A 16177-nucleotide genomic window follows, 5' to 3' on the forward strand; every position below is an offset into this window, starting at 1 on the left:
ATGCCAAAACGTACTGACATTAAAAGTATTCTTATTCTAGGTGCTGGCCCGATCGTTATCGGCCAAGCATGTGAGTTCGATTACTCTGGTGCTCAAGCTTGTAAAGCGCTTCGCGAAGAAGGTTACCGAGTTATTCTTGTAAACTCGAACCCAGCGACAATCATGACTGACCCAGATATGGCAGATGCAACTTACATCGAGCCTATCCAATGGGAAGTTGTGCGTAACATCATCGCTAAAGAGAAGCCTGATGCAGTTCTACCGACTATGGGTGGCCAAACTGCATTGAACTGTGCTCTAGACCTAGAAAAGCACGGCGTTCTTGAAGAGTTCGGTGTTGAAATGATTGGTGCAACGGCTGACGCTATCGATAAAGCAGAAGACCGTTCACGCTTCGATAAAGCAATGAAAGCAATTGGCCTTGAGTGTCCAACTGCTGATACAGCGAAAACGATGGAAGAAGCTTACAAAGTTTTAGACATGGTTGGCTTCCCTTGTATCATTCGTCCATCGTTCACAATGGGTGGTACGGGTGGCGGTATCGCTTACAACAAAGAAGAATTTGAAGAAATCTGTCGTCGTGGTTTGGACTTATCTCCAACAAACGAACTTCTTATCGATGAATCACTTATCGGTTGGAAAGAGTACGAGATGGAAGTGGTTCGTGACAAAAACGACAACTGCATCATCGTATGTGCGATTGAAAACTTCGACCCAATGGGTATTCACACGGGTGACTCAATCACCGTGGCTCCAGCTCAAACGCTGACAGACAAAGAATACCAACTAATGCGTAACGCATCTCTAGCAGTACTACGCGAGATTGGTGTTGAAACAGGTGGTTCAAACGTACAGTTTGGTATCAACCCGAAAGATGGCCGTATGGTTATCATCGAGATGAACCCACGTGTATCTCGCTCTTCTGCACTAGCATCTAAAGCAACAGGTTTCCCAATCGCTAAGATTGCAGCGAAACTGGCTGTTGGTTTCACGCTAGACGAGCTAATGAATGACATCACAGGCGGCGCAACTCCAGCATCATTCGAACCAACAATCGACTACGTAGTAACTAAGATTCCTCGTTTTAACTTCGAGAAATTTGCAGGTGCTAACGACCGTCTAACGACGCAAATGAAGTCGGTTGGTGAAGTTATGGCTATCGGCCGTAACCAACAAGAATCTCTACAAAAAGCACTTCGCGGCCTAGAAGTTGGCGCGACTGGTTTTGACGAAATGGTAGACCTAGACGCACCAGATGCTCTAACGACTATCCGTCACGAACTGAAAGAAGCTGGCGCAGAGCGTATTTGGTACATCGCTGACGCATTCCGTGCTGGTATGTCGGTAGACGGTGTATTCAACCTAACGCAAATCGACCGTTGGTTCCTAGTTCAAATCGAAGACATCGTTAAGCTAGAGCAAGAACTTAAAGCGAAAGGCTTTGCTGGTCTAAATAAAGACGAGCTAAACAAGCTTAAGCGTAAAGGTTTTGCTGATGCGCGCCTATCTAAGATTCTAGGTGTAGCAGAAAGCGAAATCCGTCGTCTACGTGACCAGTACGATATCCACCCGGTGTACAAGCGTGTAGATACGTGTGCGGCTGAATTCTCTTCAGATACGGCTTACATGTACTCATCTTACGATGACGAGTGTGAAGCAAACCCAACAGACAAAGAAAAAATCATGATTCTAGGCGGCGGTCCAAACCGTATCGGCCAAGGTATTGAATTTGACTACTGTTGTGTACATGCATCACTAGCGCTACGTGAAGATGGCTATGAAACTATCATGGTTAACTGTAACCCTGAGACTGTTTCTACAGACTACGATACGTCTGACCGTCTGTACTTCGAACCAGTAACTCTGGAAGACGTACTGGCAATCGCTCGTGTTGAGAAGCCAAAAGGCGTTATCGTTCAGTACGGTGGTCAAACACCACTTAAACTGGCTCGTGCTCTTGAAGCAGCTGGTGTACCAATCATCGGTACTAGCCCTGACGCAATCGACCGTGCAGAAGACCGTGAGCGTTTCCAAGTTGCTGTAGACCGTCTAGGCCTACTTCAGCCAGAAAACGCAACAGTAACAACAATGGAGCAAGCGGTAGAGAAATCTCGTGAAATCGGCTTCCCACTGGTTGTACGTCCTTCTTACGTACTTGGTGGTCGTGCGATGGAAATCGTATACGACGAGCAAGACCTACGTCGCTACTTCAACGAAGCAGTTAGCGTATCAAACGAATCTCCAGTACTACTTGATAGCTTCCTAGATGACGCTGTTGAAGTTGACGTAGATGCGATTTGTGACGGCGAGCGCGTTGTAATCGGCGGTATCATGGAGCACATCGAGCAAGCGGGTGTTCACTCAGGTGACTCAGCATGTTCTCTTCCTGCATACACGCTAAGCCAAGAAATCCAAGACGTAATGCGCGAGCAAGTTGAAAAGCTAGCGTTCGAGTTGGGTGTTCGTGGTCTGATGAACACGCAGTTTGCTGTTAAGAACAATGAAGTGTACCTAATCGAGGTTAACCCTCGTGCAGCACGTACGGTTCCATTTGTATCTAAAGCAACTGGCGCGCCAATCGCTAAGATTGCTGCTCGTGTAATGGCGGGTCAATCTCTAGAGTCTCAAGGCTTTACGAAAGAAATCATCCCTCCTTACTACTCAGTGAAAGAAGTTGTACTTCCATTCAACAAGTTCCCTGGTGTTGACCCACTGTTAGGCCCTGAAATGCGCTCTACTGGTGAAGTTATGGGTGTTGGTGCGACGTTTGCTGAAGCATACTCTAAAGCTGAATTGGGTTGTGGCAACATCTACCCAGAAGGCGGTCGTGCACTTCTTTCTGTTCGCGAAGGCGACAAAGAGCGTGTTGTTGACCTAGCATCTAAGCTATCTAAGCTTGGTTACCAGCTAGACGCAACGCACGGTACTGCGGTTATCCTTGGCGAAGCGGGCATCAACCCACGTCTAGTAAACAAGGTACATGAAGGTCGTCCTCACATTCTTGACCGTATCAAGAACAACGAGTACACGTACATCGTGAACACTGCAGCTGGCCGTCAAGCGATTGAAGATTCTAAAGTTCTTCGTCGTGGTGCACTTGCTGAGAAAGTTAACTACACGACTACGCTAAACGCTGCATTCGCGACTTGTATGGCGCACACTGCAGACGCGAAAACGTCAGTAACTTCAGTTCAAGAGCTACACGCTCAGGTTAAAGCTTCTCAAGCTTAATCGCCTAAAGTGTATCGCTGATAAGCGGATATAAATGCTCAAAGCCCACTCTTCGGAGTGGGCTTTTTTATGTCTGTTATTCCGCGGTAACTTAATGATGAATATTTGGAATAGGTTAGAATCTTGTGTTTCGTTATTGCTCGTCTGCCGTGAGTGGTAACTTGTCGCTACACAGGACATTAAGGCGTTGGGTATATGGAAATCACTCTAGAAATATTGGCTATCTTGTTTGTTGTTGCAACGGCAGCAGGCTTTATTGATGCAATGGCTGGCGGCGGTGGGTTACTGACTCTACCTGCATTGCTAGCGGCTGGAGTTCCACCGACGCAGGCATTGGCAACTAACAAACTCCAAAGCTCATTTGGCAGCTTCTCTGCGAGTTGGTATTTCGTGCGCAACGGTATCGTCAGCATCAAAGAGATGCGCCTTGCTATCTTTTGTACCTTTATTGGCTCTGCAATTGGCGCTGAGTTAGTCCAGCACATTGATGCGAGCCTACTGACCAGTGTTATCCCACTGCTGCTTATCGCTATCTCTCTCTATTTCCTGTTGGCACCCCAAACTAGAGCGTCTGAAGGAAAACAGAAGATCTCTGAGGCCATGTTTGCTCTGTGTATTGGTGGCGGCGTGGGTTTCTATGATGGCTTTTTTGGCCCAGGAACAGGTTCTATCTTCACCGTCTGCTTTGTTGCTATTGGTCACTTCTCGTTAGTCGATGCTACGGCGCGTACTAAAGTACTTAACTTTACCTCGAATATCGCTGCCTTAATTTTCTTTATTTTGGCTGGTTTGCCTATTTGGGAGTTGGGATTAGTGATGGCGGTCGGTGGATTTATGGGCGCTCAGCTTGGCGCTAAAGTGGTGGTGACAAAAGGGCAGAAATGGATTCGCCCCCTTGTGATCGTGATGTCGATGCTAATGGCGTCTAAACTGCTTTGGGAACAGCATCAACAATGGATTCTATCAGTGTTTTAACTCGTGGAGACTGGTAACTATTTGGTCTGACACAGATATGAATCGGCCGAATCAAGCCTGCTAATTCGGTGAAGCTATACAGATATTGAGGCTCAATATTGAGTGTTTTTACGATAGAGAGCGGTATTAACGCTGGCCCAGTCCCGCCCAATGCAAGTTGAGCCGCTGCGGTGTAGGCATCCATCTCCATCAAGGGTTTGATACCAAACTTCTCTAATACAGAAAGTTGATAAGAATTGGCAGGGTTGGTCATGTCGTTAGTGATGACCATTGGAGGAAGCTCCGTTAGCGGTGACTTACTCACTATGTAAAACGGCTCATCAAATAGATGGAAGGTCATCAACCCATGATGCGGTGGCAGTAAGCCAGCACACAACCCCAAGGTCGCCTTGCCAGATTGCACTCGCTCTATGATTCTCGGCGTGTGGTTGGTGGTAATGGTGATGTACTTATCTTGCTGGATAAATTGGCCCATCATCTCACCTAAATAACCGGCTATCAGAGATTTAGAGCTGTCTAGGGTGATGAGAGTGGTATCTTCCAACTCTTGCTGTTCATAAATAAGCCCGCGAAGTTCATTGAATGTAGGGCCAATACTCTCTATTAATGCTATCGCATCTGGCGTGAGTTTTATCTGTCGGCCACTCGGTTCAATGAGCTTTTTACCTAGCTTCTTTTCTAAATTCGCAATCCGTTTGCTGACCGCTGATTGGCTGATATAAAGCAAACTGCCTGTGCGGCTCATGGTCTTGGCTTTACTCAATACCAGTAGAGTTTCGATTCCTTCGAGTAGCATTGGGTTATATTCATGAAAGTTGGGAATGATTGTTTCAACTTACCTCAAACAACATTCATTCTCTAGTCTTGGGCTCATAGATATTAATCAAGCTAGGAGTTTTGAAGCTAGCCCGTCAGCTAACTAGTTAGTTTAGGTTCTCTTAACTAGACTCGCGATGCGCTGACCAAAATAGAAAGCGGTCTGAAGATCGTTACTGTTGATGTGACTATTGGTGCTATCTGCCGTCTCATCTTCACTGGCGACCAAACCAATGCTTGACCCTGTGCGATTTAAACCTAAGTCATCAATGTGCTTTGAGATATCAAGCCCAGCCCAAATCATGCCATGCTGACAAGCCAGAGTGAAAAAACTCAACAAGGTTTGTTGTTGTTCACCGTTAAGGCTGCCACCAGTGGTAAAACCGGCTGCGAGTTTATTTCGCCATGCTTTCTTACAATAGCTATCACTACTTGCATCCATAAAGCTCTTAAACTGCGCGGCTGGTGAACCCATATAAGTCGGGGAGCCAAAGATAATGGCGTCACAACTGTCTAATGACTTGAGCTTATCATCATTGTCATATCTTCCTTCGACCACTTCAGAAGATAGCACTTCGACAAGGAGTACTGAGTTAGGTTGTTGAGTGTTAATGCCTTCAGCGATTGTCTCAGCAACTTGCTTAGTTGCTCCATTCTTAGAGAAGAAAACAATGCCCACTTTACCAATACTCATCTTGAACTCCCTTTTGCCAATGTTAGTAAATAAATTTATTTATAAAGCTATTTGTTTATTAATATAGCCTGCGAATTATATAAGTAAACAAAAAACCTTACTAAGGTGTTGACTAACGACCTAACTAAATTGAATGTTAGGAAAAGAAGGGATCTTTGAAGAGTAGAAATAGAGGGTATAAGTGATTTGAAACCGGATTAAAAAAGGCTCCTTTGCGGAGCCTTTCTCTTTGCAAAGATAGCTTATTTGATGGCGAAGGTCGGCAATGATAAATGCCAACGAATAGCGCCAAGTCTGATCAATAGTGTTGAGAATACGCCGGCCAGAAATGCAGTTTCTGAGTCGTGCCCCATGCTGATCGCCATGGTATGGAAAGCGCCACCAATAATACAAGCGGTCGCGTAGACTTCACTTCTTAGAATCATTGGCACTTCACGGGCAAGTACGTCACGGATAATACCGCCACCGCAACCGGTGATAACACCCATGATGATGGCCACTAATGCTGAATCTTGATAGATAAGCGCCTTTTCTACACCAATGCCTACAAACACCGCTAAGCCAATCGCATCACATACCGGCAATATCCACCAAGCCAGACGTTTCGGGCGTCTGACAATAATCATGGTCAGTAAACAGGTTATGATGATGACCCAAAGGTAGGTGGTATCGGTGATCCAAAACACGGGGGTTGCACCCAATGCCATGTCTCGAATTGTACCGCCACCAATTGCGGTAACACTGCCTAGAACGGCGACACCAAAGGGATCCATCTTAAGACGGCCAGCGACAAATACGCCTGAGACGGCAAAGATGGCAGTGCCAAATAAATCGATAATATAAAGCAGCATGGAGTCCATGATACTGGTGCTCTTATAGTTAAAATTGTAGGGACAGGTCGGTGGCGAATTGTACGAAAAAACGCAGCAAATAGTTAGTGATTTTGCCTAGCTCTATCGAAGAAATCGCACACTTGTTGGATCGCTTTCAAAGTTCTTGTTGTCGGGCGATTAATCCAGTCTGAATTGAGGGACCAAATCTGATTTTGAGCGACTGCTGGGATCTCATCTTCCCATGTTTGCCACATGGTTCCATTCTCAATCGCGTGCTGAGAAGTGAAGATCACTTGCGGCTTTCTTAATACAACTTGTTCAATACCAACTTGCGGATATGGTGAGGCGCTGTCTTCAAAAATATTGTGGCCACCACAAAACTCAAACACCTCACTTGGCCAGTGTCCTTGAGCAACAGTGATGATCGGCTTCTCACTGAGCTGGTAGAAGTAGTTTACTGGCTCGGCATCTTTGTATTTTAGTCTCAACGCGCTGAGCTGCTCTCGGTATTGCTGAGCGTTATTTTCGCCAATACTTGGATCGCTAGCGTATTGGCTCAGTTGTTCAATATTGGTTGCGATACTGTCTAGGCTTTTGGTTTTGGAGTAGTAAATATTAAAACCAAATTGCTCTAGTTTCGCGAGCTCTCTGGGCGGGTTTCCGGCTGGCCACGCAAGAATCAAATCAGGCTGAAGTGCGATGATCTTCTCAACCTTGATGCCTTGATAGTTTGCCACTTTTTCAAGCTTGTCGGCTTGTGGTGGGTAATCACTTCGTTCACTTACGGCGACAAGGTTGTTACCTAAACCTGCGCTGTACGCGATCTCAGTGGCATGAGGAGCAAGGCTGACCACGCGTTGAGCCGGCTGTACTTTTTCTTGAGTCAGTGGTGCTTCTTTTGCAAATGATAAAGGCAGCCATAAGCTGGAAGACAAAAAAGTAAGGCTTGTAACAAGTGCTGAAGGTTTCACTCTAAATCCCTTGGTGAATAAATAGTAAGGCTAGGCTTTGTAAAAAAATCCAGATAGCGATGCGACCAAAGAGTAGTTTCTGAACCTGAGATAGATGCAGAGCTGACGGTGCGATTCTTCCGCCTAATTTTGCGCGAATGGCTTTGGTGTTGTCGTAAATCGCAGGGCCACCCAATGATAACTCCAGCTTGTTGCCAACAGCCGTGATTAACCAGGCTGGGCCGGGTAGGGGCCAAGAGCGACTTTGGACTAGCATCATTTTAAATGTGTGCGTTGCTTTATCACCACATACGATCATCAAAGCAAACAAACGCATCGGTATAAATTCGAGAATCGCGACTATCTTGATCGCCGTTGAGCCGAATGGCGAAAATTGCTTACGACTTGGCGACCAAGCTCGAGCTAACTCGACCAAAAGACGATACATTAACGCGGTGATTCCACCACCAATGGCGTACCAGAACAACACACAAACTACGTTACGAGCGTAACCCATGATGATGGTTTCTGTGGCGGCTTTGCCGAGGCCAAGTGACGAAAGTGATTCGGTTTGACGATTGACAATCGGAGCCAGTAACTGACGAGCGGCCGCTTTATCTTCTCGGCCAAGTGCTTTGATCAGTTGGTTAGCCAGCTTTTCATTATTGCGCCAATCAATCGCGAGTAATAACAGTGCCAATTCAAACAGTTGAGATTGCCAAACCAATGGTTGCAGTGCCAAGAGAATAACCAGAGTTGGCAGTACCATTAACCCCCAGGCTAATGTGCCTGAGATTAAGCTTTGGGAATAGTTGTGGTTGTTATTAACCTTGCTTGCTAAAAGCTCAGCAAACTTATGCCATAAGGTTGTGGGGTGTGCGGCATGGGGGATAGGTAAAACCAAATGAAAAAGCAGTGCTCCCCACATCACAAGGAGCACGCCATTTGCAAATACCTGATCAAACAGTGTTTGCATGTCTAGTCGCTTACTTTAGTAGGGCAACCATCTTGATAACCATTTCAGAAGAGCTTTGCGCTGCTAGTGGCAGGAACTCTTCGAAGCTCATTGGTGATTCTTTGTCTGCAACATCAGAGATTGCACGAACAACCACGAATGGTACTTGGAATTGGTGACAAGCTTGAGCGATAGCCGATGCTTCCATCTCTACAGCAACAACAGATGGGAAGTGCTTGCGGATGAACTCTTGGCGTTCTGCCGTGCAAACAAATGCGTCGCCAGTACAGATAAGACCGCGAACGGCATGCTTGTCTTCCATTTGTGCTAGTGCTTGTTCAGCAACAGCCATCAGTTTGTCGTCAGCTTTGAACGCTGCAGGTTGACCTGCCATTTGGCCGATTTCGTAACCGAAAGCTGTAACGTCTGCATCGTGGTGTCGAACTTCAGTTGAGATAACCACATCGCCAAGGTTCAGTGTTGAATCAAAACCGCCAGCAGAGCCCGTGTTGAGAACGACATCTGGTTGGTATTCGCTTAGTAGGATTGAAGTACCAACAGCCGCTGCTACTTTACCAATGCCAGATTGAAGCAAAACAACGTCAACACCATTTAGCTGACCAGAGAAAAAGGTACAACCGCCTTTATTAACTTCAGTAATGTCTGAAATTGCTGCTTTTAGGATCGCAACTTCTTGCTCCATTGCGCCAATGATGCCGATTTTCATGTGTAGTCTCTTAATAAATAATATTTAAACAGTAGAGCGAAATTGTAGCATGGATAAGAAGTGTCGAGCGACTGCCCAGAGGCACTTCTCATCCGAATAGCAGCGATTTATCTGCGTATTCTTTTATCTATTTGATTAGGCCTTCGCTTTTTAAGCTAGCACGAAGTTGTTCAGCTCGTTTTCGGTTTACGCCAAAATCAGAATGGCCAGTACGAGACTCTGAACGCACGATCAATTTGCCATCGGTGATTTTAAGTTCTAAGTCATCGACAAAACGCATGATGCGGGAGGTGCATTCAACACGCAGATAATCTTCTGTTTTACTCGCGGTTTTCGATCCCGGTAAGGTTAGCGCAACCTGCTCAATCGCATCTAAGCTCGCTGAATCTGATAACTCAAACGCGGCCAATGCGTGCTGCTCACGGTCATCTTGAGTTGATACGCAGTTTGGTTTGTCTCCACAAGGTGATGAAGTTCTGTCTTTCATGTCCGTGATTCCTTGGCTGCAAGCGGTTAAAGTCAAAAGAGATAGAGAGAGGAGAGCGGCTTTTTTCATAGTGTTTCCTATGGCGTTGTTTTAGTTTTAATTGTAGTTATAGGTATTGGCTTGTTTGCGATTGTTTTACGTATTTTCGTTATGCTTGTGATAAACGTATCTAATTCAAAAAAGGATCCATCATTGGATCCTTTTTTTATAGTAACGAACTGAGTAATAAAGGAAACCTTAGATTAATCACACTTCTAGGTAATCCAATATCCCTTCTGCGGCTTTACGGCCTTCATCGATAGCGGTCACCACTAAGTCAGATCCTCGAACCGCATCACCACCTGCAAAGATCTTGCTGTTGGTGGTTTGGTATTGAAACTCTTGTTTGTTAGGAGCCTTGATGCGACCCCACTGATCGAGCTCCACACCGAAAGGTTCTAGCCATTCCATCGCATGAGGTTGGAAACCAAATGCCATGATAACGGCATCTGCTTCAAGAACATGCTCACTACCTTCTACAGGTTCCGGGCGACGGCGACCTGCTTCATCAGGTTCACCCAAAGCGGTTTTCACGAATTTAACGCCAACCACATGACCAGCGTTGTTAAGCTCTAAGCCAATAGGTTGGAGGTTGAACTTGAACTTCACACCCTCTTCACGCGCATTCTTCACCTCACGGCGAGAGCCCGGCATATTGGCTTCATCTCGGCGGTAAGCACAGACAACATTAGCTGCATGTTGGCGAATCGAGGTTCGGACACAGTCCATCGCGGTATCACCACCACCGAGCACAACCACTTTTTTGCCTTTCATGTCGATGAATGGTGTTGGGTTATCCAGTTCCATGACCTTGTAGGTATTGGAAACAAGGAATGGCAGTGCATCATAAACGCCCGGTGCGTCTTCGTTATCTAACCCAGCACGCATGTTTTTATAGGTGCCGACACCCAAGAAAACAGCATCATAGTCATCGACCAGTTGTTGTAGTTGAACGTCTTTACCGACTTCGGTATTCATCTTAAATTCGACCCCCATACCGCTAAAGATACGGCGACGGTTTTCCATGATGCCTTTCTCTAGTTTGAACGATGGGATACCAAATGTGAGCAGGCCACCGATCTCCGGGTAGCGATCAAATACTACGGCCTTCACACCGTTTCGAACTAAGATGTCAGCAGCAGCAAGACCGGCAGGGCCTGCGCCAATGATTGCGACCTTTTTGTCGGTCCACTCGACATGCGACATGTCTGGTTTCCAACCCATCTCGAACGCTTTGTCATTGATGTATTTTTCAATGTTGCCGATGGTTACTGCGCCGAAATCGTCGTTGAGGGTACAAGAGCCTTCACACAAACGGTCTTGAGGACAAACTCGTCCGCAAACCTCAGGCAAGCTGTTGGTCTGGTGAGACAGTTCAGCCGCTTCGATAATGCGCCCTTCATTGGCAAGCTTGAGCCACTGAGGGATGTAGTTGTGGACTGGACACTTCCATTCACAGTAAGGGTTACCACAGTCTAAACAGCGATCAGCTTGCGCCTTGGCTTGCTGTTTAGTGAAAGGTTCGTAGATCTCTACAAACTCAATCTTACGTATCTTGATTGGTTTCTTCGCTGGGTCTACGCGATTCACATCAATAAATTGGTATACATTCTGGCTCATTATTGGCTCCTTCCAATTATTGCGCTTGAACACGAAGTTCAGCAGAGCTACGGCTTTGGTGACCGAGCAAGGTGTTAAGATCCGCCGTCTTTGGCTTCACTAGGTAGAACTTCGGAATCCATTCATCAAAGTTCGCCAGAATAGCTTCAGCGTGTACTGAGCCAGTCTCTTCTAAGTGCTCTGCAATCAGGCCGCGTAGATGTTCTTGGTGGATAAATAGATCAGACAGAGAAAGAGCTTCGACCGATTCGTTGTTCACTCGGCCTTGGAAGTCCTCGTTCTTATCCATCACATAAGCAAAACCACCCGTCATACCGGCACCGAAGTTCACTCCGGTTGCGCCAAGAATGGCAACAATACCGCCCGTCATGTATTCACAGGCGTTGTCACCCGCACCCTCAATCACCGCAACCGTACCTGAGTTACGTACACCAAATCGTTCGCCTGCAGTACCGGCAGCAAATAGCTTGCCTCCGGTTGCGCCATACAGACAAGTGTTGCCTATGATGGTCGCTTCGTTACAAGTAAAGGCGGTGCCTTGGTGAGGCTTGATAACCACCTTGCCGCCAGCCATGCCTTTGCCTACATAGTCATTGGCATCACCCGTTAGGTAAAGCTCAACGCCGCCTGCGTTCCAAACCGCAAAAGACTGACCTGCGGTACCGTCGAGATATAACTTGATTGGTGAACCTGCCATCCCTTGGTTGCCGTATCGCTTAGCAATTTCACCAGAGATACGAGCGCCAATCGAGCGGTCTGTGTTGATCACGTTGTAGTAAAGGCTGGTGGATTGACGTTTCTCAATTGCATCGAGTGCATCATCAAGGATCTGTTGGTTGAGTTGCGCCTTATCAAATGGTGCGTTTGGCTCGGTCCAAAATAGTGGGTGACCCTCTGGAGAAACTGGAGCTTCGAGTATTGAAGATAGATCGAGTTTGCTCTGTTTCGCAGTGAGGCCTTGAACGGCTTCAAGCAAATCAGTACGACCAATCAGGTCTGTAAGTTTTTCTACACCAAGCTCTGCAAGGTATTGGCGAACTTCATCGGCTAGGCCAGTAAAGTAGTTCACCACCATATCTGGCAGACCTTTGAAGTATTCGCGGCGCAGCGTTTCATCTTGAGTCGCCACACCCGTTGCACAGTTGTTGAGGTGACAAATGCGTAGGAACTTACAACCCATTGCGACCATTGGTGCGGTACCAAAGCCAAAGCTTTCAGCACCTAAAATCGCCCCTTTAATCACATCAAGACCGGTTTTCAGACCACCGTCGACTTGTAGACGGATCTTATGACGAAGGCCGTTAGCAACCAGTGCTTGTTGAGTTTCGGCTAAGCCTAGTTCCCAAGGGCAACCTGCGTATTTCACCGAAGTTAGTGGGCTTGCCGCGGTACCACCATCGTAGCCAGAAATGGTAATCAGATCGGCATAAGCTTTTGCTACACCTGTCGCGATAGTACCGACACCCGGTTCAGATACTAACTTCACTGAAACCAAGGCGTTAGGATTCACTTGCTTAAGGTCGAAAATCAGCTGAGCCAAATCTTCGATTGAGTAGATATCGTGGTGCGGAGGAGGGGAGATCAGAGTGACGCCTTGAACTGAGTATCTCAGCTTAGCGATTTCTGCCGTCACCTTATGACCTGGCAGTTGACCACCTTCTCCGGGCTTCGCACCTTGCGCGACCTTGATTTGTAGAACATCTGCATTGGTTAAGTAATGCGGTGTCACACCAAAACGGCCCGAGGCTATTTGCTTAATGCGAGAGTTACGGTCAGTCCCAAAACGTCGTGGGTCTTCACCACCTTCACCAGAGTTGGAGTAACCACCCAAGCGGTTCATCGCCATTGCTAATGCTTCGTGCGCTTCTGGACTCAACGCGCCAATCGACATCGCCGCAGAGTCGAAGCGTTTAAACAGATCGCTGTTAGGCTCGACTTGCTCGAGTGGTAGAGGTTGGTCGGCTTTTCTGAGGCTCATTAAGTCGCGTAACACTGCGGCAGGACGAGCATTTACTTGCTTAGCAAAAGAGAGATAATCCGATGTTTCACCTGTTTTTACTGCGGTTTGCAGAGTGCCAACCACATCAGGGTTATAGGCATGATATTCGCCGCCGTGTACGTATTTGAGTAAACCACCGTGTTCGATCGGCTTGCGCTTAGTCCATGCTTTACGAGATAGGTTATAGATATCTTGCTGGAAATCGCTAAAGCTAGCACCTTGGATTCGAGTGGTAACTCCGCGGAAACAGAGCTCAACTATATCCGAATGTAGGCCAACAGCTTCGAACAGCTGTGAACAGCGGTAAGAGGCAATAGTTGAAATACCCATCTTCGACATGATCTTGTACAGACCTTTGTTGATGCCGTTTTGGTAATTTTGCATTGCGGTACGATAGTCTTTGTCTAAAGAGCCATCATCCAGCATTTTACCTAACGCTTCATAAGCGAGGTATGGGTAAACTGCGGTAGCACCGAAGCCAAGCAGCACGGCAAATTGGTGTGGGTCGCGCGCAGTTGCGGTTTCGACCACGATGTTGGCATCACATCTTAGGTTGTTGTCAGCAAGTCTGGTTTGCACCGCACCGACAGCCATCGCTGCTGGAACTGGCAGTTTACCTTTTTCTAAACCTTTGTCTGAAAGCACAATCAGCACAGCACCATCACGCACTTGTTGAACCGCACGATCACACAAGTCATTGATGGCTTGTTCGAGATCTTGCTGAGTCGGATCGTAGTGTAGGCTTAGAATTGCGTGACCATAGTTTTTTTGATTTAACTGCAGAAGTTGCTGCATGTCAGAGTAGAGAAGAACGGGCGAGCTAAATGTCACACGGTAGGCGTGACCATCTGTTTCGCAGAACACATTCATCTCTTTACCGATACTCGTCGCTAAAGACATCACGTGTTTTTCACGCAATGGATCGATCGGCGGGTTGGTGACCTGTGCAAATTTTTGACGGAAATAATCAGTGATGAGACGCTCTTTAGAAGAGAGCACGGCCATTGGCGTATCATCGCCCATCGAGCCTACCGCTTCTTGTCCCATATCACCAAGCACACGCAGTACTTGGTCTGATTCTTCGTTGCTCATCGCAAACTGTTTTTGGTAGGTCTTGAGCGTGTCATCATCAAAGCTGCGCTTACCGACTTGCTCATCGGGCAGATCGGAAAACGGTGTGAGTTTGTGAACGTTCTTTTCCATCCACTCTTTATAAGGGTGGCGACCTTTAAGGTCATTGTCGATCTCGTTAGATTGCCACAATTTACCGCGGCGCGTATCTATGACGAGCAATTCACCTGGGCCGACACGACCTTTTTCTGCTACTTCATCCGGTGCGTAATTCCAGATACCGACCTCAGATGCTAGCGTGATTAGGTTGTCTTTGGTGATGACATAACGTGCTGGACGCAGGCCATTTCTATCGAGGTTACACGCGGCGTAACGACCATCTGAAAGTACGATACCAGCTGGGCCATCCCACGGTTCCATGTGCTTGGAGTTGAAGTCGTAAAAGGCACGCAGATCTGGGTCCATATCTGGGTGATTTTGCCAAGCGGGCGGCACAAGCATGCGCATCGCTCGGAACACATCCATACCACCGGCAAGGAACAAGTCGAGCATGTTATCTAGGCTTGAAGAGTCTGAGCCTGTCTCATTCACAAAGGGTGCTGCGGTTTGTAAATCTGGCAGCAACGGCGAAGAGAATTTATAGGCACGAGCCTTAGCCCACTGACGGTTACCTTCGATGGTATTGATTTCACCATTATGTGCCAAATAGCGGAATGGTTGAGCCAGTGGCCAGCGTGGCTGAGTATTGGTTGAAAAGCGCTGATGGAATAGACATATCGCCGATTCCATACGTAAGTCAGCAAGATCGAGGTAAAATCGCGGAAGATCGGCTGGCATACACAAGCCTTTGTAAACCATGACTTGTGTCGAAAGGCTACAAATATAGAAATCTTTGTCTTCGGTGATCTGCTTTTCAATTCTGCGACGAGCGATATAAAGGCGTCGTTCAATATCGCGTTCACGCCAGCCAGCGGGAGCTGAGATAAAGACTTGCTGAATATTGGGAACGGAATCTTTGGCGATTGGACCTAATACGTCGGTGTTGATCGGCACTACGCGCCAACCTGCAACCGTTAAGGTCTCTTGAGCTAGCTCTTTATTGACGATGTCTTGCGCGGATTGCGCTTTGATTGGATCTTGGCTGAAGAAAATCATGCCGACAGCGTATTGCTTGCCGAGCTTGAAGTTATTCTCTTCTGCAATAATTCTGAGATAAGAATCTGGTTTCTGTAGCAATAAGCCACAGCCATCCCCGGTTTTACCATCCGCAGCGATACCACCACGGTGTGTCATGCGATCTAGGGCTGAAATAGCAGTTCTTACCAACTTATGACTAGGTTGGCCTTCCATTTGCGCTATTAAACCAAATCCACAGTTGTCTTTTTCAAGACTAGGATCATATAGAGCCATTGCAATTCTCCCTTTTGCTTCTCTGTCATCCAGACAGTAAATGACTAACTATTCATATACTTGTTGTTTTTTATAAACTGATAGTTTGCTATAGCCAGTTAAAACGTTATTGGTTGTGTTAACAAAACCTATTGGTTTTATTTTCACCAGCTTTACAACGTATAGCTAATTGTGTTTAAGGTCAAGTTCATGGTTAATTATCATGCATAAACGCGATTAGCCACTTAATAATCTAAAATAGTCGATGGATATCAATGAGATATATAAGGCAGATGTTAACGAGATTTAACATATACAACAGGATGATTTTGAAAACGACAAATGCCAGATAGAAAAAAGGCTAGCATCGAGTGCTAGCCAAATATAAAAG

General features: G+C 46.6%; 11 protein-coding genes. 2 read left to right on the forward strand and 9 right to left on the reverse strand.

The annotated features are described in order from the left end of the window. The gene (carB, locus tag MSG34_RS17710; RefSeq protein ID WP_017059294.1) at positions 1-3231 is read left to right on the forward strand and encodes a carbamoyl-phosphate synthase large subunit; all 3231 of its coding nucleotides are present in this window, start codon (positions 1-3) and stop codon (positions 3229-3231) included. Positions 3232-3426: 195 nt separating this feature from the next. After that, on the forward strand, positions 3427-4206 hold the full coding sequence (locus MSG34_RS17715) for a TSUP family transporter (protein WP_012603222.1): 780 nt from the start codon (positions 3427-3429) through the stop codon (positions 4204-4206). Here MSG34_RS17715 and MSG34_RS17720 read toward each other — a convergent pair. The 9 genes from MSG34_RS17720 to gltB all read right to left on the reverse strand — a co-directional run bounded on the left by MSG34_RS17720 (position 4157) and on the right by gltB (position 15807). Next, positions 4157-5002 (reverse strand): LysR family transcriptional regulator, encoded by an 846-nt coding sequence (locus MSG34_RS17720; protein WP_017059296.1) that lies wholly within the window; start codon positions 5000-5002, stop codon positions 4157-4159. The genes MSG34_RS17715 and MSG34_RS17720 overlap by 50 nt on opposite strands. 132 nt (positions 5003-5134) lie before the next feature. Beyond that, complete coding sequence (locus tag MSG34_RS17725; protein WP_136978391.1) at positions 5135-5716, reverse strand: flavodoxin family protein; 582 nt, start codon at positions 5714-5716, stop codon at positions 5135-5137. A 242-nt stretch (positions 5717-5958) separates the two neighbouring features. Beyond that, positions 5959-6576: a TRIC cation channel family protein gene (locus tag MSG34_RS17730; RefSeq protein ID WP_050649519.1), complete on the reverse strand. Its 618-nt coding sequence runs from the start codon at positions 6574-6576 to the stop codon at positions 5959-5961. A 74-nt stretch (positions 6577-6650) separates the two neighbouring features. Then, positions 6651-7520, reverse strand: coding sequence for a vitamin B12 ABC transporter substrate-binding protein BtuF (gene btuF, locus MSG34_RS17735; protein ID WP_248338816.1), 870 nt, complete (start codon positions 7518-7520; stop codon positions 6651-6653). A gap of 1 nt (position 7521) precedes the next feature. After that, the gene (locus tag MSG34_RS17740) at positions 7522-8475 is read right to left on the reverse strand and encodes a cobalamin biosynthesis family protein (RefSeq protein WP_050654360.1); all 954 of its coding nucleotides are present in this window, start codon (positions 8473-8475) and stop codon (positions 7522-7524) included. 10 nt (positions 8476-8485) lie between these two features. After that, a complete protein-coding gene (gene mtnN, locus MSG34_RS17745; protein ID WP_012603226.1) occupies positions 8486-9181 on the reverse strand; it encodes a 5'-methylthioadenosine/S-adenosylhomocysteine nucleosidase in 696 nt (231 codons plus the stop codon). 127 nt (positions 9182-9308) lie between these two features. Continuing rightward, entirely contained in the window at positions 9309-9737 is a 429-nt protein-coding gene (locus MSG34_RS17750; protein ID WP_017059301.1) for a DUF1499 domain-containing protein, read from the reverse strand. 177 nt (positions 9738-9914) lie between these two features. Continuing rightward, the gene (locus tag MSG34_RS17755) at positions 9915-11327 is read right to left on the reverse strand and encodes an FAD-dependent oxidoreductase (protein ID WP_029405649.1); all 1413 of its coding nucleotides are present in this window, start codon (positions 11325-11327) and stop codon (positions 9915-9917) included. A gap of 16 nt (positions 11328-11343) precedes the next feature. Continuing rightward, the gene (gltB, locus tag MSG34_RS17760) at positions 11344-15807 is read right to left on the reverse strand and encodes a glutamate synthase large subunit (RefSeq protein WP_248338818.1); all 4464 of its coding nucleotides are present in this window, start codon (positions 15805-15807) and stop codon (positions 11344-11346) included. Positions 15808-16177: the final 370 nt, after the last annotated feature.

Source organism: Vibrio sp. 1CM2L (assembly GCF_023161695.1).
Taxonomy (GTDB): domain Bacteria; phylum Pseudomonadota; class Gammaproteobacteria; order Enterobacterales; family Vibrionaceae; genus Vibrio; species Vibrio coralliirubri.

Excerpts from the sequence above, each read along its gene's own strand:
- MSG34_RS17725 (WP_136978391.1), bottom strand. The coding sequence starts at position 5,716 with ATGAGTATTGGTAAAGTGGGCATTGTTTTCTTCTCTAAGAATGGAGCA.
- gltB (WP_248338818.1), bottom strand. The coding sequence starts at position 15,807 with ATGGCTCTATATGATCCTAGTCTTGAAAAAGACAACTGTGGATTTGGT.
- MSG34_RS17755 (WP_029405649.1), bottom strand. The coding sequence starts at position 11,327 with ATGAGCCAGAATGTATACCAATTTATTGATGTGAATCGCGTAGACCCA.
- mtnN (WP_012603226.1), bottom strand. The coding sequence starts at position 9,181 with ATGAAAATCGGCATCATTGGCGCAATGGAGCAAGAAGTTGCGATCCTA.
- MSG34_RS17730 (WP_050649519.1), bottom strand. The coding sequence starts at position 6,576 with ATGGACTCCATGCTGCTTTATATTATCGATTTATTTGGCACTGCCATC.
- MSG34_RS17740 (WP_050654360.1), bottom strand. The coding sequence starts at position 8,475 with ATGCAAACACTGTTTGATCAGGTATTTGCAAATGGCGTGCTCCTTGTG.
- carB (WP_017059294.1), top strand. The coding sequence starts at position 1 with ATGCCAAAACGTACTGACATTAAAAGTATTCTTATTCTAGGTGCTGGC.
- MSG34_RS17715 (WP_012603222.1), top strand. The coding sequence starts at position 3,427 with ATGGAAATCACTCTAGAAATATTGGCTATCTTGTTTGTTGTTGCAACG.
- MSG34_RS17750 (WP_017059301.1), bottom strand. The coding sequence starts at position 9,737 with ATGAAAAAAGCCGCTCTCCTCTCTCTATCTCTTTTGACTTTAACCGCT.
- MSG34_RS17720 (WP_017059296.1), bottom strand. The coding sequence starts at position 5,002 with ATGCTACTCGAAGGAATCGAAACTCTACTGGTATTGAGTAAAGCCAAG.